The 21,280-nt window shown below is 54.8% G+C and carries 12 protein-coding genes; 2 read left to right on the top strand and 10 right to left on the bottom strand.

Going from position 1 to position 21,280, the window contains the following annotated elements:
* Positions 1 to 30: 30 nt before the first annotated feature.
* On the bottom strand, positions 31 to 2,112 hold the full coding sequence (malQ, locus tag ACUY4S_RS01920; RefSeq protein ID WP_458022869.1) for a 4-alpha-glucanotransferase: 2,082 nt from the start codon (positions 2,110 to 2,112) through the stop codon (positions 31 to 33).
* A gap of 9 nt (positions 2,113 to 2,121) precedes the next feature.
* The gene (gene malP / locus ACUY4S_RS01915; RefSeq protein WP_458022868.1) at positions 2,122 to 4,515 is read right to left on the bottom strand and encodes a maltodextrin phosphorylase; all 2,394 of its coding nucleotides are present in this window, start codon (positions 4,513 to 4,515) and stop codon (positions 2,122 to 2,124) included.
* Positions 4,516 to 5,131: 616 nt separating this feature from the next.
* Here malP and malT point away from each other — a divergent pair.
* Positions 5,132 to 7,837, top strand: coding sequence for an HTH-type transcriptional regulator MalT (gene malT, locus ACUY4S_RS01910; RefSeq protein WP_312689706.1), 2,706 nt, complete (start codon positions 5,132 to 5,134; stop codon positions 7,835 to 7,837).
* A 28-nt stretch (positions 7,838 to 7,865) separates the two neighbouring features.
* Here malT and ACUY4S_RS01905 read toward each other — a convergent pair whose 3' ends face one another.
* The 3 genes from ACUY4S_RS01905 to glpE are packed head-to-tail and all read right to left on the bottom strand — an operon-like array spanning position 7,866 to position 9,859.
* Positions 7,866 to 8,624 (bottom strand): DeoR/GlpR family transcriptional regulator, encoded by a 759-nt coding sequence (locus ACUY4S_RS01905; protein WP_312689708.1) that lies wholly within the window; start codon positions 8,622 to 8,624, stop codon positions 7,866 to 7,868.
* Positions 8,625 to 8,641: 17 nt separating this feature from the next.
* Positions 8,642 to 9,472: a rhomboid family intramembrane serine protease GlpG gene (gene glpG, locus ACUY4S_RS01900; protein ID WP_312689710.1), complete on the bottom strand. Its 831-nt coding sequence runs from the start codon at positions 9,470 to 9,472 to the stop codon at positions 8,642 to 8,644.
* Positions 9,473 to 9,529: 57 nt separating this feature from the next.
* Entirely contained in the window at positions 9,530 to 9,859 is a 330-nt protein-coding gene (gene glpE / locus ACUY4S_RS01895) for a thiosulfate sulfurtransferase GlpE (RefSeq protein ID WP_312689712.1), read from the bottom strand.
* Between the two features lie 189 nt (positions 9,860 to 10,048).
* Here glpE and glpD point away from each other — a divergent pair, with 189 nt between their 5' ends.
* Positions 10,049 to 11,554: a glycerol-3-phosphate dehydrogenase gene (gene glpD, locus ACUY4S_RS01890; RefSeq protein ID WP_458022867.1), complete on the top strand. Its 1,506-nt coding sequence runs from the start codon at positions 10,049 to 10,051 to the stop codon at positions 11,552 to 11,554.
* Between the two features lie 42 nt (positions 11,555 to 11,596).
* Here the strand turns inward: glpD and glgP are convergent, their stop codons facing one another.
* The 5 genes from glgP to glgB all read right to left on the bottom strand — a co-directional run bounded on the left by glgP (position 11,597) and on the right by glgB (position 21,049).
* Positions 11,597 to 14,044: a glycogen phosphorylase gene (gene glgP / locus ACUY4S_RS01885; RefSeq protein ID WP_312689716.1), complete on the bottom strand. Its 2,448-nt coding sequence runs from the start codon at positions 14,042 to 14,044 to the stop codon at positions 11,597 to 11,599.
* Between the two features lie 19 nt (positions 14,045 to 14,063).
* Positions 14,064 to 15,497 carry a glycogen synthase GlgA gene (gene glgA, locus ACUY4S_RS01880; RefSeq protein WP_312689718.1) on the bottom strand — a complete coding sequence of 478 codons (1,434 nt, stop codon included), beginning with the start codon at positions 15,495 to 15,497 and terminating at the stop codon, positions 14,064 to 14,066.
* A gap of 92 nt (positions 15,498 to 15,589) precedes the next feature.
* Positions 15,590 to 16,873, bottom strand: coding sequence for a glucose-1-phosphate adenylyltransferase (gene glgC, locus ACUY4S_RS01875; protein WP_312689720.1), 1,284 nt, complete (start codon positions 16,871 to 16,873; stop codon positions 15,590 to 15,592).
* A 16-nt stretch (positions 16,874 to 16,889) separates the two neighbouring features.
* On the bottom strand, positions 16,890 to 18,866 hold the full coding sequence (glgX, locus tag ACUY4S_RS01870; protein ID WP_458022866.1) for a glycogen debranching protein GlgX: 1,977 nt from the start codon (positions 18,864 to 18,866) through the stop codon (positions 16,890 to 16,892).
* Positions 18,863 to 21,049 (bottom strand): 1,4-alpha-glucan branching enzyme, encoded by a 2,187-nt coding sequence (gene glgB / locus ACUY4S_RS01865; protein ID WP_312689724.1) that lies wholly within the window; start codon positions 21,047 to 21,049, stop codon positions 18,863 to 18,865. The genes glgX and glgB overlap by 4 nt, the downstream gene beginning before the upstream one ends.
* Positions 21,050 to 21,280: the final 231 nt, after the last annotated feature.

Here is a 21,280-nt window from a genome sequence, read left to right as displayed (position 1 = left end):
AAAAATGCCCGGTTTTACCGGGCATTTTTATTAACGTTTCGCCGCCGCTTTACGCCGACGATCCAGGTCTTTAATCAACCTGTTTACCTTCTCATCGGCGAACATTTTCTCCAGCGACACCGCCAGCTTACGCCGCCAGTTTTTATACTGGTAACTGGTACCCGGAACGTTGACCGGCCCGGGCATATCGAGCCAGTCTTCGGGCTGTAACCCCAGCAGCGCACTGTTGCTGTCGGCGATATAACGCTGCATACCGCGATTCAGTACCGCTGTCATCGGCATACGCGCCGCAGTGTGCCCCGCGCGTTTCGGCAAACAACCCGAGCGGTGCAACGCCTCCAGTAACCCCTGCTTTGCCCGCTCGCGATCCTGATACAAGCCACGCAATATCACTTCATCCGGGTACAGTCCGAGCGTTTTACCGAGGGTTAAATCACCGCTCTCCCAGTATCCGCGCAGCGTGGGCAAATCATGCGTGGTGGCAACCGCCATCGACTGCAACGGATATGTCTGCGGCGCCCGGAACATGTTTTGCGCATCGTTTTCGAAGTACAACACTTTATAGGAGTAGACACCGCTACTGCGCAGCTTGCCGACAATCTCTACCGGCACCGTGCCCAGATCCTCGCCAATCACCATGCATTGATGACGCTGACTTTCCAGCGCCAGAATGGCCAGCAGATCGTCCACCGGGTACTGCACATACGCCCCGTGATCCGCCGTTTCACCGTAGGGGATCCACCATAAGCGCAGCATCGACATCACGTGATCAATGCGCAACGCGCCGCAGTTCTTCATATTGGCGCGCAGCAGATCGATAAAGGGCGCGTAAGCGCGGGCGCGCATCACATGCGGATCCATGGGCGGCAATCCCCAGTTTTGCCCCAGCGGCCCGAGAATGTCCGGCGGCGCGCCCACAGAGGCCTTCAGGCAATAGAGCTCACGGTCACACCAGGTTTCCGCCCCGCCTTCTGCCACACCCACCGCCAGGTCGCGGTAAAGGCCAATCGGCATCGCATGGTGCTGGCAGACCGCCCAACACTCAGCAAACTGCGTGTAGGCCAGCCACTGCAGCCAGAGATAAAAATTGACTTCATCAGCGTGCTGCTGACAAAAAGCGCTAACCTGCGGACTGCAAGTAGACTGAAAGCCCTCCGGCCAGACCGGCCAGCCCCAGCGCAACGCATCTTCCTGCACCTGCTGCGCATGCAGCGCGTCAAACGCGGCCTGCCAGTAGAGGCTTTCACCTTCCTGTTGCACAAAGGTTCGGAACGCCATTGCCTGCTCATCGTCGTCAGCGCGTTCACGAAAGCGTTTCCATGCCAGGCGCAATGCCGCCAGTTTCAACGCGGTTACGGTGGCGTAATCTACCCACTCCGCATCCCGGGCGGCACGCAGGGATTGCTGGGTGGTGGGCATTGCCCACCAGGCCTGCGCCTCTTCACTTTCGCGGAAATCCGCCAGTGCATTGACGTCAATGTAGATAATATTCAGCCAGCGGCGGGAAGAGGGGCTGTAAGGACTGGCGCTCTCCGGATTCGCCGGGTAAAGCGCATGGATCGGATTAAGACCTATAAACGCCCCACCACGGCTGGCGACTTCGCCGAGCATCTTTTTCAGATCGCCAAAGTCACCAATGCCCCAGTTATCTTCTGACCGCAGGGTATAAAGCTGAACGCAGGCTCCCCACAGTTTTTTCCCGTCCAGCAGCGCAGGAGGTTCATAACACCGCGCCGGAGCAATGATTACCCCGCACTGCCAGCGCTGCGTTTTCTGCTCCAGCGTCAATGTGTGATAGCCCAACGGCAGACCGGTTGGCAGCGCCAGATCCTCACCGCCATGCGCCTTGCCCTGGTACTGTTTCCCGTTTTCCAGAGTGAGATGCCAGGCAAACTCACCTTTGCCGCTCACCGGTAATGTCTTCTTTTTACCGCGGGTAAAGACCCGCACTGGCGGAACAGGCGCGGCCTCTACCGCCGTCGCAGGGTGCATCGCCGCCAGCAGCCGCTGCTTCGTACTGACGGTAATGGACTGCGGTTTGCCATGAGCATTGATATAGTCAGGGCTGATCCCCGCCGCCAGCGCGGCTTGCTCCAGACGTATTTTCTCCATCGGGCTCCCTTAACGTTTGGCCTGCCAGATCCGGGTTTGATAATCGCGAATGGATCGATCAGAGCTGAACATACCGCAACGAGCAGTATTCAGAATCGCCGCCCTGGTCCAGGCCTCCTGGTCGCGATACAGCACATCTACACGTTTTTGTGCTTCAACATAGGCGGCAAAATCCGCCAGCACCAGGTACGGATCACCGCCCTGCTTACCCAAACTGTGTAGCATTTGATCGAAAGCATGCTTGTCGCCATCGCTGTATTTGCCGCTTTCCAGCTCTTTCAGGACAGCATCAAGCAGTTTGTCTTTTTTACGCCATTTCAGCGGGTCATAGCCTTTGGCTTTCAGTGCCTTCACCTGCTCAACCGTATTGCCGAAGATAAAGATATTCTCGTCGCCCACCTGAGCGGCAATTTCGACGTTTGCACCATCCAGCGTGCCGACGGTTAACGCACCGTTCAGCGCCAGTTTCATGTTGCCGGTACCCGAGGCCTCTTTACCTGCGGTAGAGATCTGCTCAGACACGTCCGCCGCCGGGATCAGCTTCTCTGCTGCCGACACGCAGTAATCCGGCAGGAACACCACTTTCAACTTGTCGCCAACTTGCGCATCGTTATTGATAACGTCTGCCACTTTGTTAATGGCATAAATGATGTTCTTCGCCAGGTAGTATCCTGGTGCGGCTTTCGCGCCGAATAAGAACACGCGCGGTACGCGGTCAGCTTGCGGGTTTTCACGGATCTCTTTATACAGCGCAATGATATGCAGCAGACCAAGATGCTGACGCTTGTATTCGTGCAGCCGTTTGATCTGCACATCGAATAGCGCCTGCGGGTTGATGATGATACCGGTGCGGGCTTTAACAAAGGCCGCAAGGCGAACTTTGTTCTGCTGTTTAATGTCACGATATTGCTGACGGAATGCCGCATCATCGGCATATTTTTCCAGGTTAATCAGTTGGTCAAGATCGTTGGCCCACTCTTTTTTCAGCGTCTTATCCAGCAGGGTCGCCAGCAGAGGGTTGCACTGTTTGATCCAACGACGTGGCGTAATGCCGTTCGTCACATTATGGAATTTGCCCGGCCAGAGCTGGTTGTATTCCGGAAAGAGGTCTTTAACTACCAGGTCCGAATGCAGCGCCGCAACCCCATTTACGGCAAAACCGCCAACGACGCAGAGGTTCGCCATGCGTACCTGTTTGTGATGCACCACGGCCAGCTTCGCCCACACCTCTTTGTTTCCCGGCCAGGTCTTCTCTACCAGCACTTTAAACTTATCGTTGATCTGCTTAATGATTTGCATATGGCGTGGCAACAGCGCTTTCACCAGCGTTTCATCCCAGCACTCCAGTGCTTCCGGCATCAACGTATGGTTGGTGTAAGCAAACGTGCGGCTGGTGATCGCCCATGCATCGTCCCAACTCAGTTGATGTTCATCAAGCAGAACGCGTAACAGCTCAGGGATTGCAATGGTCGGGTGGGTATCATTCAACTGGATAACTTCAAAGTCCGGCAACTGCGCCACTTTACGCCCGGCCAGGTGATGACGGCGAAGGATGTCGGCAACCGAACAGGCACACTGGAAATATTGCTGCATCAGACGCAGTTTCTTGCCCGCCTGGTGGTTGTCGTTGGGGTAGAGCACTTTAGTCAACTTTTCTGCATCAATGCCCGTTTGCTCAGCGCGCAGGAAGTCCCCATCGTTAAATTTAGTCAAGTTAAACGGGTGCGCATGTGTTGCCTGCCACAAGCGCAGCGGCTGCGTTACGCTGTTGCGATAGCCAATGACAGGCAGATCCCAGGCTTCGCCAATTAACGTAAACGCCGGTTGCCACTGCCCCTCTTTAGTAACCTTCCCGCCAATACCCACCTGCACGTCCAGCTGTTCGTTATGGGTAAACCATGGATAATGCCGACGATGCCAGTCATCCGGGGCCTCGTGTTGTTGCCCGTCAACGAAAGACTGACGGAATAAACCGTACTGATAATTCAGCCCGTAGCCTGTCGCTGACTGACCAACGGTGGCCATTGAATCAAGGAAACAGGCCGCAAGACGCCCCAGCCCACCGTTGCCCAACGCCGGATCGATCTCTTCTTCCAGCAGGTCAGTCAGATTGATTTTATGCGCGTTCAGGACCTCGGCCACATCCTGGTACCAGCCTAAGTTCAGCAGGTTGTTCCCGGTAAGGCGACCAATCAGAAACTCCATTGAAATGTAGTTAACATGACGCTGTGCTTTCGCCGCTTTCGGCGCGGGTTGCGCGGCGAGCAGTTCCGCCAGCGCACCGCTGACCGCCTGCCACCACTGATGAGGTGTCATTTCCGTTGCAGATGCAACCCCCGTACGCTGCCACTGGCGCGTGAGGGCCGCTTCAAATTGCGCTTTATCAAACGTTGGCTTTGACATAAAAAATCCGGGTCCTGTAATGAAATAGATCGACGTTAGCGCTAGTGTGCCTGGCTCAGGGTATGAGTTCCTCCTCCCGCCGGGGATTATGCCAGGAGGAGTTGCGGGGATGAGCGAAAACTGTGATCGCCGCCACTTAAAGGTAGCGTCTTTTTTGCACATTTCTCAAACAAAACACGGACAAAACATGCGGAAGGCGATGGTCTAACCCGGGCAAGGAAAGAAACAAAATGAAATGTCGTTTCAGTAAGAAATAATTATGTCTGATGGCAAACAAGCGGCGGATAATAGGGCCTGTAGCTTAAGATTTCATCTACTTCGCTATTTATGGCGATAAAACAGAGTTTAATGAATACTTTTACCAGGGCCCTATGGGCAATAAAACTCTTTATTCTGTAAGCCCTCGTACCCCGCCAGACCTGAGTAAGCCTCTCGTTGCCAATATTGTGCTTAATTTAGACATTATTGAAAAAGAAATGTGACATAGTGCAAATTCACAATCGTCAGATTTGGACATAACTTGCAATAAATGCACATCTGACCGACCTTATTAGTATTAATTACGAAGCGCAAAAAAAATCAATTCCCCTGTTTGCCTCACAGTGAAGTGATAACTATGTTGATTCCGTCAAAATTAAGTCGCCCGGTTCGTCTCGACCACACGGTGGTGCGTGAACGTTTGCTGGCGAAACTTTCCGGCGCCAACAATTATCGGCTGGCGCTGATCACGAGCCCCGCGGGTTACGGAAAAACAACGCTTATTTCCCAGTGGGCGGCAGGTAAAAACGACATTGGCTGGTACTCCCTGGATGAAGGAGATAACCAGCAGGAACGCTTTGCCAGTTACTTTATCGCCGCCATTCAACAGGCAACGGGCGGCCATTGCCTGCGCAGCGAGGCAATGGCGCAAAAACGCCAGTACGCCAGCCTGGCGTCACTCTTCTCGCAGCTTTTTGTTGAACTGACGGAATGGCAGCGCCCGCTCTACCTGGTGATCGATGATTATCACCTTATAACCAACCCGGTTATCCACGACGCTATGCGTTTTTTCCTGCGCCATCAGCCGGAAAATCTGACGTTGATTGTCCTGTCGCGCAACTTGCCACAATTGGGCATTGCCAACCTGCGGGTGCGCGAGCAATTACTGGAAATTGGCAGCCAGCAACTGGCGTTTAATCACCAGGAAGCCAAACAGTTCTTCGACTGCCGGCTGGCCTCGCCCATTGAGGCGGCAGAAAGCGGTCGGCTGTGTGATGACGTGGCAGGTTGGGCAACGGCACTGCAACTCATCGCGCTCTCTGCCCGGCAAAATCACAGCGCCCCGCACCAGTCGGCGCGCCGTTTATCCGGCATCAACGCCACTCACCTTTCCGACTATCTGGTCGATGAAGTGCTGGACAACGTTGATGTCAGCACCCGTCACTTCCTGCTCAAAAGCGCACTGCTGCGTTCAATGAATGACGCGTTGATTGTGCGCGTCACCGGTGAAGAAAACGGGCAAATGCGGCTCGAAGAGATCGAGCGTCAGGGGTTGTTCTTGCAGCGGATGGACGACTCCGGCGAATGGTTTAGCTACCATCCGCTGTTCGGCAACTTCCTGCGTCAGCGCTGTCAGTGGGAACTGGCAACAGAACTGCCGGATATTCACCGGGCAGCGGCGGAAAGCTGGATGGCGCAGGGGTTCCCGAGTGAAGCCATTCACCATGCGCTGGCCGCAGGTGATGGCGTCATGCTGCGCGATATTCTGCTGCATCATGCGTGGGGGCTGTTTAACCACAGTGAGCTGAGCTTGCTCGAAGAGTCGTTAAAAGCGCTACCGTGGGAAAGCCTGCTGGAAAATCCCCGGCTAGTCCTGTTGCAGGCCTGGCTCATGCAAAGCCAGCATCGCTACGGTGAAGTCAACACGCTGCTGGCCCGCGCGGAACAAGAGATGACCACGCAGATGGATTCCTCTCTGCATGGTGATTTCAATGCGCTGCGCGCCCAGGTGGCCATTAATGATGGCGACCCGGCAGAAGCGGAGCGGCTGGCGATGGTCGCCCTGGGAGAGTTGCCGCTGGCGAATTACTACAGCCGCATCGTTGCCACCTCCGTGCATGGCGAAGTACTGCACTGTAAGGGCGAGCTGACCAGCTCGTTGTCGGTCATGCAACAGACCGAACAGATGGCACGCCGCCACGATGTCTGGCATTACGCGTTGTGGAGTCTGATCCAGCAGAGCGAAATCCTCTTTGCGCAGGGCTTCTTGCAGGCGGCCTGGGAGATGCAGGAGAAAGGTTTTATCCTGATCCGCGAACAGCATCTGGAACAGTTGCCAATGCACGAGTTCCTGTTACGCATTCGCGCCCAGCTGTTGTGGGCCTGGGCACGGCTGGATGAATCCGAAGCCGCCGCGCGTCAGGGGCTGGAAGTGCTCAGCGCACTACAGCCGCAGCAGCAGTTGCAATGCCTGGCGCTGGTGGTGCAAAACTCGCTGGCACGCGGGGATCTGGACAATGCACGCAGCCACCTTCACCGGCTGGAAAACCTGCTCGGCAATGGCCAGTACCACAGCGATTGGGTATCTAACGCTGACAAAGTACGGGTTATCTACTGGCAAATGACCGGCGATAAGAAAGCCGCCGCGCAGTGGCTGCGCCAGACGCCAAAACCGGCTTTCGCCAATAACCATTTTTTGCAAAGCCAGTGGCGCAACATCGCCCGGGCGCAGATCCTGCTGGGGGACTTCGAACCGGCGGAAATGGTGCTGGAAGAGTTGAATGAGAACGCCCGCAGCCTGCGGCTAATGAGCGACATTAACCGTAACCTGCTGCTACTGAATCAACTTTACTGGCAGGCCGGGCGCAAAAATGACGCCCAGCGCGTACTGCTGGAAGCATTACAGCTCGCCAACCGTACCGGGTTTATCAGCCATTTTGTGATCGAAGGGGAAGCGATGGCGCAGCAGTTGCGCCAGTTAATTCAGCTTAATACGCTGCCGGAACTGGATCAGCACCGCGCTCAGCGTATCCTGCGGGATATTAACCAGCACCACCGGCATAAATTTGCCCACTTTGATGAAACATTTGTTGAACGACTGCTGACCCACCCTGAAGTGCCGGAACTGATCCGCACCAGCCCGCTCACGCAGCGTGAGTGGCAAGTATTAGGGCTTATCTACTCTGGTTATAGCAATGAGCAGATCGCTGGCGAACTGGCAGTAGCCGCCACCACCATCAAGACGCACATTCGAAATCTCTACCAGAAACTCGGTGTCGCTCACCGTCAGGATGCGGTTCAGCACGCCCAGCAGTTGTTGAAAATTATGGGTTATGGTGTCTGACGGCGGGTGCCGTCAGACACGTTCGCGCTTAACAAAGCTCAAGCTGGATATTACTGCTGGTGATCACCTGCATCACGCCTGACGGCGGCATGGTATCGGTATAAACCGCATCTACCATGCTGATACTGCCCATATTGACCATCGCATTGCGGCCAAATTTCGAGTGATCCACCACCAGCATGACATGGCGTGAATTTTCGATAATCGCACGCTTGGTGCGCACTTCATGGTAATCAAACTCAAGCAATGAACCGTCTGCATCAATACCGCTGATGCCCAGAATGCCGAAGTCGAGACGGAACTGGGAAATAAAATCAAGGGTAGCTTCGCCAACAATGCCGCCGTCGCGGCTGCGTAATTCCCCGCCAGCGAGGATCACGCGGAAGTCATCTTTCTTCATTAACGTATTGGCGACGTTGAGGTTATTGGTTACCACGCGTAAATCGCTGTGATCGAGCAGCGCGTGCGCCACGGCTTCAGGCGTGGTGCCAATGTCAATAAACAGCGTCGCGCCGTTGGGGATCTGCTCGGCGACTTTACGGGCGATACGCTCTTTTTCCGCCGTCTGGGTGGATTTGCGATCGTGCCACGAGGTGTTCACAGAACTGGACGGCAACGCCGCGCCGCCATGATGGCGCAGAATTTTATTCTGATCCGCCAGATCGTTCAGATCGCGGCGAATAGTCTGCGGGCTTACGGAAAATTGTTCGACCAGCTCTTCGGTACTGACATATCCCTGTTGTTTAACCAGTTCAATAATCGCGTCATGACGCTGTGTTTGTTTCATGAATTGTCCCTGAAGAATTATGTTCGTTTTCGCACATTCTGCGAATCCACCAGCGCCATCGCCAGGCCGATCACCAGCCCGGCGGTATGTGCTCCGCTGGCAATGGCGAAGCCGGTCAAACCGAACCATTCGGCCACCATCAATGCCACGGTAAAGATAAACAAGCCATTCGGCAATGCCACTTGCGGCTGCGGGTCACGCACGCCACGCAGCCAGACATAGCCAATCAACGCATAAACCACACCGGATAAACCGCCAAACCACGGGCCGGTCAACTTGTGCTGGATAAAACCACTCAGTAGCGCGCTGATAAGGGTGATCACCAGCAGCTTACCGCTGCCGAGACGCTTTTCTACCGCTCCGCCAAGATACCACCACCAAAAGAGGTTAAAGATGATATGCACCAGCGAAAAATGCATTACCGCATGTGCGAAGTAGCGCCAGACCTCAAACTGCACACTGTCATCCCAGGGCCAGGCCAGCCACATCATCACGGTTTGATCGCCAACGATACTCATCAGTACAAACACCACGACGCAGAGCGCGGCAATGAGCAACGTCAATGGCCCACCCCGCTCGCGCAGGGCCGCCATCAGCGGAAAACGACGGTAATGCAGACCACTGTCTGTCTGCCCGGATGTCCAGCTTGCTGCCAGATAGCGCGGGTCGGACGGGTTTTCCATAAACCGCGCCAGCTCTGCCCGCACGCGCTCAGCCTGGCTCTCATCCGCCAGCCAGATGTCGCTTTGCGCATGATGTTGAATGGTCAGGATCACACCCTGGGTCTGCATATAGTCAACAAACGCCTGGGCGACGCGAGGGTTAGCAAAAGAGGTAATCATTAACATGGCTGGCGTCGCTTAATCCATACAAAGAGAGACAGTATAGCGAGAGAGGCGGGAGGCCTAAAGCGTGCCGTGCGCCACTTCAGCCGGGAAATGGCGATGCCAGGCATCAAAACCGCCATCCACGCTATATACCTTGTCGTAACCCTGCTGGAGCAAATATTGCGCTGCGCCTTTGCTGCTGTTGCCGTGGTAACACATCACCATAACCGGCGTGTCGAAGTCGTTATCGCGCATAAACGCGCCTAACGTGTCGTTGGTCAGGTGAAATGCACCCGGCGTATGGCCCATGGCAAAGCTTTGCGGATCGCGGATATCCACCAGTACTGCCTGATGCTGCTGCAGTTTTTGATGGGTTTCTTCTACGTTAATGCACTCAAAGTGTTCCATGACATTCTCTTAATTGACACAGGTGATGGCTATTCTGCCGTCAAGTGTACGTCGTGACGGCAGGTAAACGCCATTATGTTATGCATATCACTCTAAATTGTTTTTTTGATGTTACCAAAGGCGCGTTCATTTGCTATTATGAGCGATATCGAACATTTTTGAGCTATAACGAAAGTGCGTGAGGGCAGCATGGAAACCAAAGATCTGATTGTGATAGGTGGGGGCATCAACGGTGCCGGTATCGCGGCAGACGCCGCAGGGCGTGGTTTATCTGTGCTGATGCTGGAAGCACAGGATCTCGCCTGTGCGACCTCCAGCGCCAGCTCCAAATTAATCCACGGTGGGCTGCGCTACCTTGAACACTATGAATTCCGGCTGGTAAGCGAAGCGCTTGCCGAACGTGAAGTGTTGTTAAAAATGGCGCCGCATATCGCCTTCCCGATGCGCTTCCGTCTGCCGCATCGCCCGCATTTGCGTCCGGCATGGATGATTCGCATTGGCCTGTTTATGTACGATCACCTGGGTAAACGTACCAGCTTACCGGCTTCGGCTGGTTTGCGTTTTGGCGCAGAATCGGTACTGAAACCAGAAATCGTGCGCGGTTTCGAATATTCTGACTGCTGGGTGGACGACGCGCGACTGGTCGTCGCCAATGCGCAAATGGTCGAGCGTAAAGGTGGTAAGGTCTTAACCCGCACACGCGCCACCAGCGCGCGCCGTGAAAATGGTATGTGGATTGTCGAAGCGGAAGATATCGATACCGGGGAAAAACAGAGCTGGCAGGCGCGCGGTCTGGTTAACGCCACTGGCCCGTGGGTGAAACAGTTCTTTGATGATGGTATGCATCTGCCGTCCCCTTATGGTATCCGTTTGATCAAAGGCAGCCACATTGTGGTCCCGCGCGTTCATTCACAGAAGCAGGCTTACATTCTGCAAAACGAAGACAAACGCATTGTGTTTGTGATCCCGTGGATGGATGAGTTTTCCATTATCGGTACCACCGATGTGGAATATAAAGGCGACCCGAAAAAGGTTGAGATCGACGAGAATGAGATTAACTACCTGCTCAAAGTCTACAACGGCCACTTTAAGAAACAGTTGACCCGCGAAGATATCGCCTGGACCTATTCTGGCGTACGTCCGCTGTGTGATGATGAGTCAGACTCCCCGCAGGCCATCACCCGCGATTATACGCTGGATATCCATGACGATAATGGCAAAGCTCCGCTGTTGTCGGTCTTTGGCGGTAAGCTCACCACCTACCGTAAACTGGCTGAACACGCGCTGGAAAAACTGTCGCCGTATTACAAAGGCATTGGCCCGGCGTGGACCAAAGAGTGTGTACTGCCGGGCGGCGATTTAGCAGGCGATCGCGATGATTTTGCCGCAAAACTGCGCCGCCGCTATCCATTTATCAGTGAGTCGCAGGCACGCCATTACGCCCGTACTTATGGTAGCAACAGCGAACTGATCCTCGCCAATGCCAACAGCATTGAGGATTTGGGTGAGCATTTCGGTCACGAGCTGTATGAAGCGGAGTTGCGCTACCTGGTTGAGCATGAATGGGTGCGCCGTCTGGATGATGCCATCTGGCGCCGGACCAAACTGGGCATGTGGTTAAACGCAGAAGAGCAATCGCGCGTAGCACAGTGGCTGACCCGTCATAATAAAGCGGAACTGTCGCTGGCCTCTTAATTACCAAAAACCTCTCCCCACCGGGGAGAGGTTTTCTGCTGACTACAGACGGACCGGTTTGATATTCCAGATGTTTTCTGCATACTCCTGGATAGTACGGTCAGATGAGAAGTACCCCATATTGGCGATATTGCGCATTGCTTTGGTCGTCCACTCCTCAGGATGTTTATACAGCTCGTCCACTTTGTCCTGGCAGTCAACATAGCTGCGGTAATCCGCCAATACCTGATAGTGGTCGCCAAAGTTGATTAACGAATCCACCAGATCACGGTAACGCCCCGGATCTTGCGGGTTAAATTGCCCGGTCGCGATTTGCGTCAGGACCTGGTGCAACTCCGGGTCGCTCTCGTAGTATTCACGCGGTTTGTAGCCCTTACGGCGCAGCTCTTCCACTTCATCTGCCGTATTGCCGAAGATAAAGATATTTTCTGCACCGACATGCTCCAGCATCTCCACATTTGCGCCATCCAGCGTACCGATAGTCAGCGCGCCGTTCAGGGCAAATTTCATGTTACTGGTGCCGGAAGCCTCCGTACCCGCCAGCGAAATTTGCTCAGAGAGATCCGCCGCGGGAATAATTACCTGAGCCAGACTGACACTGTAGTTAGGAATGAACACCACTTTCAGCTTATCGCCGATGTCCGGATCGTTGTTGATCACCTGCGCGACATCGTTAATCAAGTGAATAATATGCTTGGCCATGTAATATGCCGAGGCCGCCTTGCCAGCGAAAATATTCACCCTCGGCACCCACTCTGCCGTCGGATCGGCTTTAATGCGGTTATAGCGGGTGATCACATGTAGCACGTTCATAAGTTGACGTTTGTACTCATGAATACGCTTGATCTGCACATCAAACAGCGCCTTCGGATTTACCACCACATTGAGCTGCTGACCGATGACATTGGCGAGCCGTTTTTTATTCTCCAGCTTGGCATGACGCACCGCCTGATTTACCGTCGGGTAGTCAATATGTTGCTCCAGCTCGCTGAGCTGACTGAGGTCGGTACGCCAGGTGCGGCCGATATTTTCGTCCAGCACTTCCGACAACGACGGGTTGGCCAGCGCCAGCCAGCGGCGCGGCGTTACGCCGTTGGTAACGTTGATGAAGCGCATCGGGAAGATTTCGGCAAAGTCGGCAAACAACGACTGCACCATCAGGTTGGAATGCAGCTCCGAAACACCATTAACTTTATGACTGACCACAACCGCCAGCCAGGCCATACGCACCCGGCGACCGCTGGCTTCATCAATAATCGATGTCCGTCCCAACAGCTCAATATCGTTAGGATGCTGCTCCTGCAGTGTTTTCAGGAAGTAGTCGTTAATTTCAAAGATGATTTGCAGATGGCGCGGTAAGATTTTGCCCAGCATTTCTACCGGCCAGGTCTCCAGTGCCTCACTCATCAGCGTATGGTTGGTGTAAGAGAATACCTGGCAAGTGACTTCAAACGCCTCGTCCCACTCAAATTTATGCTCATCAATCAGCAATCGCATCAGTTCGGGGATCGACAACACCGGATGAGTGTCATTGAGGTGGATAGCTATCTTATCCGCCAGGTTGTCATACGTTTGGTGCAACTGGTAGTGGCGGCTCAGAATATCCTGCACCGTCGCCGAAACCAGGAAGTACTCCTGGCGCAAACGCAACTCGCGCCCGGAGTAGGTTGAGTCATCCGGGTAGAGTACCCGTGAGACGTTTTCTGAGTGGTTTTTATCTTCCACCGCCGCGAAGTAATCCCCCTGGTTAAATTTACCCAGGTTGATGGCGCTACTGGCCTGTGCATTCCACAGTCGCAGCGTGTTGGTGGCGTCGGTGTCATAGCCGGGGATAATCTGGTCGTAAGCCACCGCAAGGATCTCTTCGGTTTCAACCCAGCGGCTCTTTCTGCCCTCTTGCTGAATACGGCCGCCGAACCGGACTTTATAGCGCGTATTATGGCGTTTGAATTCCCACGGGTTACCGTACTCCAGCCAGTAGTCTGGCGACTCTTTCTGACGCCCATCAACAATGTTCTGTTTAAACATGCCGTAGTCGTAGCGGATACCGTAACCACGCCCCGGCAAGCCCAGCGTCGCCAGCGAATCCAGGAAGCAGGCCGCCAGTCGGCCAAGACCGCCATTGCCCAGACCGGGGTCGTTCTCTTCATCGATCAACTCTTCCAGATCCAGCCCCATCTCCTCAAGCGCATTTTTCACATCGTCATAAATACCGAGTGAAAGCAGCGCATTCGAGAGCGTGCGGCCAATCAGGAACTCCATCGACAGGTAGTAGACCTGACGCACCTCCTGAGAGAGCTGCGCGCGGGTGGAACGCAGCCAGCGCTCCACCAGCCGATCGCGCACCGCAAACAGCGTTGCGTTCAGCCATTCGTGTTTATTCGCGATGACCGGATCTTTACCAATGATGAACATCAGTTTGTAAGCAATCGAGTGCTTTAATGCCTCAATACTTAACGTCGGTGAAGCATAAGTAAAAGGTGCATTCATAGGAGTGATTCCTGGAAAACTATTTCAACCGAAAGTAAAGATCGCGGTACGACTGCGCTGCGACCTGCCAGCTAAAATCCATGGCCATTGCCTGACGCTGGACATAGCGCCACAGCGAAGGCCGGGACCACAACACGAAAGCACGCCTGATCGCACGAAGCAGCGCCCAGGCATTACTGTCTTCGAAGACGAAACCACTGGCAATACCATCAGCCAGGTTCTCCAGCGAACTGTCGGAAACGGTATCCGCCAGGCCACCGGTACGACGAACCAGCGGCAAGGTTCCGTACTTCAGGCCATACAGCTGTGTTAAACCGCATGGCTCAAAACGGCTCGGCACCAGAATCACATCGGCGCCACCCATAATGCGATGCGAGAAAGCTTCATGATAACCAATCTGCACACCAACCTGACCGGAGTGCTCAGCCGCCGCGGCGAGGAACCCCTCCTGTAACACCGGATCGCCCGCACCAAGCAGGGCCAGTTGCCCCCCCTGCTCCAGCAGCCCCGGTAAAGCTTCCAGCACTAAATCCAGCCCTTTCTGGCTGGTCAAACGGCTCACCACTGCAAACAGTGGCACCTTGTCGTTGACCTTCAGTCCCATGGCGATTTGCAACTGACGCTTGTTCTCTGCTTTTTCTTCCAGCGAATCCCGGGTGTAACGCGCGCCCAGCAGCAGGTCTGTCGACGGGTCCCAAATCTTTTCATCCACACCGTTAAGAATCCCGCTTAAGCGGCCTTCTAACTGGCGCTGGCGCAGCAACCCTTCCATTCCATAGGCGTACTGCGGTTCGGTAATCTCCCGGGCATACGTTGGGCTGACGGCCGTAATATGGTCGGCGTAATACAGCCCTGCTTTCAAAAACGAGATCTGCCCATTGAACTCCAGTCCGTGCATGTTAAAGAATGACCATGGCAGTTGGATGTCATTCATATGGTGTGCATAAAACATGCCTTGATAAGCGAGGTTGTGCACCGTAAAGACAGATTTCGCCGGACGACCGTTCGCAGCAAGGTAGGCAGGCACCAGCCCGGCATGCCAGTCATGGGCGTGCACCACATCGGGGCGCCAGAACGGATCAAGCCCGCTGGCCATTTCGCTCCCCACCCAGCCCAATAGCGCGAAACGCAGCACGTTATCCGGGTAAGCAAACTGATTGGTATCGTGGTATGGGCTGCCGGGGCGATCGTAAAGATCCGGCGCATCGATCATGTAAATCCCCACCCCATTAAAATGACCAAACAGCAGGTTGATGCGCCCGGCGAACGTATCGCGGCGGCTCACCACTTTTGCATCGGTCACACCGCGTCGAATATCAGGGAACGCGGGAAGCAATACGCGAGTATCAACACCACCGGCAATCTGCGCCGCAGGTAATGCGCCAATTACATCCGCAAGACCTCCGGTCTTCAGCAACGGAAACATCTCAGAACATACATGTAAAACCTGCATTATCGCTCCTGTTCAAAACCACCCGGTTAGCGAAGCCATTAGCGGGAAAACAGCGCGCGGAACCCTTCCGCGCAAGGTTTGAATCAATGCACTCAGACTTTCAACTTGCGTAACATTTCACGCGTGACCAGCACAATGCCTTCCTCGGAACGATAAAAGCGACGGGCATCTTCTTCCGCGTTTTCGCCAATCACCGTCCCTTCAGGGATTTCACACGCTCTGTCGATAATGCAACGACGCAGACGGCAGGATCGTCCCACCCAGACGTCCGGTAACAGGACCGACGAATCGATATTGCAGAACGAGTTCACCCGTACCCGATTGAACAATACCGACTGAACCACCACCGATCCGGAGATCACGCAGCCACCCGCAACCAGTGAATTCAACGTCATACCGTGGCTGCCCGATCGATCCTGGACGAATTTTGCCGGTGGCAGAGATTCATTATAGGTACGGATCGGCCAGCTTTGATCGTACATGTCCAGCTCCGGCACCACCGAGGCCAGATCGAGATTGGCTTTCCAGTACGCTTCAAGCGTCCCCACGTCGCGCCAGTAGGGTTCAGACTCGGGATCCGACTGCACACAGGAGAGCGGGAAAGGGTGCGCATACGCCATGCCTGCTTCGACGACCTGCGGCAGAATGTCTTTACCAAAGTCGTGGCTGGAGTTGGGGTTTTTATCATCGGCTTCGAGCAGGGCGTACAGATACTCCGCATCGAAAATATAGATGCCCATGCTGGCCAGCGCTTTGCTGTCATCACCAGGCATGCTGGGAGGATTTGCCGGCTTTTCCACAAAGTCGATCACTTTGTCTTGCTCGTCGACGGCCATGACGCCAAACGCAGTAGCCTCATGTACCGGCACGGGTAAACAGGCCACCGTACAACGCGCTGCTTTCTCAACATGGTCAATCAGCATGCGCGAATAATCCTGTTTATAGATATGGTCACCGGCGAGGATCACGATGTACTCAGCACCGTAACGGCGAATGATATCGAGGTTCTGCGTCACCGCATCTGCCGTGCCGCGATACCATTGTTCGCCATGCACACGTTGCTGGGCGGGCAGTAAATCAACGAACTCGTTCATCTCTTCGTTGAAAAATGACCAGCCACGCTGAATGTGCTGCACAAGCGTGTGCGACTGATATTGCGTGATGACGCCAATACGGCGAATACCGGAGTTAATACAGTTGGAGAGGGCAAAGTCGATGATGCGGAATTTCCCGCCGAAATGCACCGCAGGTTTAGCTCGTTTGGTGGTTAAATCTTTCAGGCGCGTACCGCGCCCTCCAGCCAGAATCAGGGCGACAGACTTTAATGGCAGCTGACGAGCCAACATTGTAGGGTCGTTCTTTTCTAATCTCACCATGACTGACTCCATTTTCTTATGACCGCTTGAATACACACGTTCCGTGTGCAGGCCCATGCCAGACAGCCATTACGACCGGGTTGTCATCTCCTGCAAAGGGAGGAATGGCGCGCCATTCCCCTTCGGGCAATACGATTTCCGCTACTTCTGGCGTTGCATTAATCACAATCAATACATTGCCCGACAGCAGCACTTGCAAACGCAGGATCCCCTGTTGCCACTCTTTTGCCGTGAGCGGCTCTCCCTGATTGTTCAGCCAGGCGACATGACCGTCGCCCTCTTCCCACCATGTATCGCAGGTTAAGGCCGGAATTTGCTGGCGCAGATGGATAAGCGCAGAGGTAAAGGCAACAAGGCCGCTATCCGCTTTAGTCCAGTCCAGCCATGTCAGGGCATTGTCCTGACAATAGGCGTTGTTATTGCCGTGCTGGCTGTGGCCCTGTTCATCTCCGGCCAGCAGCATTGGCGTCCCCTGCGACAACAGCAACGTTGTTAACAGGGCGTGTAGGCTGGCGCGCCGTCTTTCGGTCACATCCAGCGGGGCATTTAACCCCTCAACACCATGATTATTGCTATGGTTGCTGTTGGTTCCGTCGCGGTTATCTTCACCATTCGCTTCGTTATGCTTATGGTTAAAGCAAACGCAGTCCCGCAGCGTAAAACCGTCATGCGCGGTGATGAGGTTTACCGATGCCGACGGCAGCCGGCCTCCACGTTTGAAAACATCGCTTGAGGCGGCGAAGCGCCCGGCAAATTCCCCCAGCGGCAGCGATTGTTCCAGCCAGAAACGACGCACTGCATCGCGGAAATGATCGTTCCACTCCGCAAACGGTGCGGGGTAATTTCCCACCTGATAACCGCCGGGACCGATATCCCACGGCTCCGCGATTAATTTCAGATCGCGCAATAACGGATCGTTTTTAATCGCCGTAAACAGCGGGGCCTGCTGGCTAAACGCTGGCGTGCGGCCCATCACCGATGCGAGGTCGAAACGAAAACCATCGACGTGGAATGTGTCGACCCAATAACGCAGACATGCGAGGGCATACTCCACCACACCGGGATGGCTCAAATTCAGGGTGTTACCACAGCCTGTCCAGTTGTGGTAATCACCATCCTCTCTGATCCAATAATAGCTACGGTTATCAATTCCGCGCAGCGAGAAGGTCGGTCCGTCCAGATCCGTCTCGGCGCTGTGGTTAAGCACAATATCGAGGATCACTTCGATCCCGGCCTGATGGAGTGCTCTCACTGCCTCGCGAAACTCCGTGATGGCCTGTTCGGGAACGCTGGCGTAGCGCGGATCCAACGCAAACAACGCCAGCGGGTTATAGCCCCAGTAATTGCTAAGCCCCAGTCGCTGTAAGCGCGGTTCGCTGGCGAAATGGGCGATCGGCAACAGTTCCAGCGCGGTGATCCCCAGTCGTTTAAACCAGTCGATCATCACCGGGTGCCCGAGCGCTTTATAAGTTCCGCGGATTGCAGGCGGGATGTCCGGATGCAGCCAGGTAAGCCCTTTCACATGGGCTTCATAGATAACGGTGTTACCCCAGGGAATACGCGGAGAGACATCGTGTTGCCAGTCGAACGAGGCATCGACGACCACGCTGCGCGGCGCAATGGCGGCGTTATCATGCGGATCGGGGCTGTCATAGCCGCTATGAAACAGGGGGTTGTCGGGCGTATCGCCTTCTACCCGCAACGCGCACGGATCAAGCAACAGTTTGGCCGGATTAAAGCGGTGCCCCTTTGCAGGATCCCACGGGCCGTGGACCCGGTAGCCATAACGCAGCCCAGCCCGCGCACCCGGTAAAAACCCGTGCCAGACATCGCCGGTACGCCCGGGCAAAGAGAGGCGTTGTTCGTTGCCTTCATCATCGAAAATGCACAACTCCACCCGCTCCGCATGGGCGGAAAAGAGGGTGAAGTTCACCCCCTCCTCCAGCACATGTGCACCGTGGGGGGTGGCATGACCGGCCGTCAGTTGCGTCATTCCCCCTCCCGCACCAGCCAGATGGTACCCAGCGGTGGCAACGTCAGAAGAAGCGAGTGCTCATGGCCACGATTAGCAATGGCCTCACTGTGTACTACGCCGCCGTTACCGGTGTTACTGCCGTGGTAATGCATGGAGTCACTGTTCAGCTCTTCGCGCCAGCGTCCCGGCTGATTAATGCCCACGCGGTAACCGGGCCGCGGAACAGGCGTAAAGTTACTGGCGACGATAATTTCATTGCCCTGTTTATCGCGGCGCGCAAAGACAAAAACCGACGCTTCGTGATCGTCTACCACCAGCCACTCAAAGCCATAGGGATCAAAATCCAGCTCGTGTAGCGCTTTATGATGACGGTAGAGGTGGTTCATATCGCGCACCAGCCGCTGCACCCCGTGGTGCCAGTTATCACCGCCCTCCAGCAAATGCCAGTCAAGGCTGCTGTCGTGGTTCCATTCGCGTCCCTGGGCGAATTCGCTGCCCATAAACATCAGCTTTTTACCCGGGAAAGCCCACATCCAGGCGTAGTAAGCACGCAGGTTGGCAAATTTTTGCCAGGCATCTCCCGGCATCCGGTCAAGAATCGATTTCTTGCCGTGCACCACTTCATCGTGCGAGAGCGGCAGGATAAAGTTTTCGGTGTAGTTGTAGATCATGCCGAAGGTGAGCTTGTCGTGGTGATACTTGCGGTACACCGGATCGAGCTTCATATAGTCCAGCGTGTCGTGCATCCAGCCCAGGTTCCATTTGAACCAGAAACCCAGCCCGCCCATCGACGCAGGACGCGACACACCGGCAAAATCAGTCGACTCTTCCGCCATGCTGACCGCACCCGGCGCCTGCTCGCCGATAATACGGTTGGTATTACGCAAGAACTCAATGGCCTCGAGGTTTTCACGCCCGCCAAATTCGTTAGGGATCCACTCTCCCTCTTTACGGCTGTAATCGCGGTAAATCATTGACGCTACTGCATCGACACGCAGCGCATCAATGCCAAAACGTTCAATCCAGTACAGCGCGTTGCCCACCAAAAAGTTGCTCACTTCCCGGCGACCATAGTTATAGATCAGGGTATTCCAGTCCTGGTGATACCCCTCGCGCGGGTCATTGTGCTCGTAGAGTTTGGTGCCATCGAATTCCGCCAGACCAAAATCATCGGATGGAAAGTGGCCCGGCACCCAGTCGAGAATGACGCTTAAGCCAGCGGCATGCGCGGTATGAATGAAATGCAGGAAATCATCACGTGTGCCAAACCGCCGGGTGGGCGCATAGATCCCGGTAGGCTGGTAGCCCCAGCTTCCGTCGAAGGGGTGTTCATTGACCGGGAGCAACTCCAGATGGGTAAAGCCCATCCATTTGGCATAAGGCACCAGTTGATCCGCCAGTTCGCGGTAGCTCAGCCAGTAGTTGTTATCCGTATGGCGACGCCAGGAGCCGAGGTGAACTTCATAGATGGAGATCGGCGCATCAAATTGATTCGCCTTTTGCCGCTCTTCACTCTGCGTTTTTTTGCCCGGCAGGCCGCAAATTAACGAGGCCGTGTCCGGACGCATCTGGGCTTCAAACGCATAGGGATCGGCTTTGATACGCAGATTACCCTCCGCGTCGATCATCTCGAACTTATACAATTGCCCATTGAGCGCGCCGGGAATAAATAACTCCCAGATCCCGCTCTCGCGTCGCAGACGCATCGGGTGGCGGCGACCATCCCAATAGTTAAATTGCCCGACAACCGAGACGCGCCGGGCGTTTGGCGCCCAGACAGAGAAACGCGTACCCACGACGCCATCTACGGTGTCTGCATGCGCGCCCAGTGTTTCATAAGGCCGGGTATGTGTCCCCTCGCTCAGCAGCCAGATGTCCATTTCCTGCAACAGCGGGCCGAAGCGATAAGGATCATCAATCAGGTTCTCCTGGCCATGCCAGACCACGGCGAACTGGTAATAGAAAGGGTTTTTGCGACGTTCCAGTACGCCGCTGAAAAAGCCCCGGGAGTCCTGACATTCGAGCTTGCCAACTTTGCGCCCGGTTTTTGGCTCGATGACCCACACCTCTGTGGCATCTGGCAACAGGGCGCGAACTTCAAGACCCGCGTCGGTCGAATGCATTCCCAGTACGGAGAAGGGATCGGCAAAATGACCGGCAATTAGCGCGTCAATCACGTCTTTATCAACATGAACGGACATTATTCTCATCCTGTTGTAGTGGTATCGCACCTTCCACCGTTGTTACGTTCGGTTGCGATACTTTTTTTGACCCGGACGGCGCAGCACTCCATAGGAATTTGCTCTGCGCGGTCCCTTTTCAGGCAAAATGTTAAGACACCCAACATAAAGCATAGCCAACGCTTTCAGTCTGTTAAAAAAATAAACACAATCGCGCTGTCTGGCGGGAAAAAAGCATAAAAAAAGGGCGCC

Source organism: Kosakonia beeri (genome assembly GCF_054165705.1).
Note: the sequence above shows the minus strand (reverse complement) of the source record. Positions and strands in the feature narration are given on the sequence as shown.

Bases quoted from the DNA above. Each gene is read 5' to 3' on its own strand.
- malQ (WP_458022869.1), bottom strand. From the start codon at position 2,112: ATGGAGAAAATACGTCTGGAGCAAGCCGCGCTGGCGGCGGGGATCAGC.
- malP (WP_458022868.1), bottom strand. From the start codon at position 4,515: ATGTCAAAGCCAACGTTTGATAAAGCGCAATTTGAAGCGGCCCTCACG.
- malT (WP_312689706.1), top strand. From the start codon at position 5,132: ATGTTGATTCCGTCAAAATTAAGTCGCCCGGTTCGTCTCGACCACACG.
- ACUY4S_RS01905 (WP_312689708.1), bottom strand. From the start codon at position 8,624: ATGAAACAAACACAGCGTCATGACGCGATTATTGAACTGGTTAAACAA.
- glpG (WP_312689710.1), bottom strand. From the start codon at position 9,472: ATGTTAATGATTACCTCTTTTGCTAACCCTCGCGTCGCCCAGGCGTTT.
- glpE (WP_312689712.1), bottom strand. From the start codon at position 9,859: ATGGAACACTTTGAGTGCATTAACGTAGAAGAAACCCATCAAAAACTG.
- glpD (WP_458022867.1), top strand. From the start codon at position 10,049: ATGGAAACCAAAGATCTGATTGTGATAGGTGGGGGCATCAACGGTGCC.
- glgP (WP_312689716.1), bottom strand. From the start codon at position 14,044: ATGAATGCACCTTTTACTTATGCTTCACCGACGTTAAGTATTGAGGCA.
- glgA (WP_312689718.1), bottom strand. From the start codon at position 15,497: ATGCAGGTTTTACATGTATGTTCTGAGATGTTTCCGTTGCTGAAGACC.
- glgC (WP_312689720.1), bottom strand. From the start codon at position 16,873: ATGGTGAGATTAGAAAAGAACGACCCTACAATGTTGGCTCGTCAGCTG.
- glgX (WP_458022866.1), bottom strand. From the start codon at position 18,866: ATGACGCAACTGACGGCCGGTCATGCCACCCCCCACGGTGCACATGTG.
- glgB (WP_312689724.1), bottom strand. From the start codon at position 21,049: ATGTCCGTTCATGTTGATAAAGACGTGATTGACGCGCTAATTGCCGGT.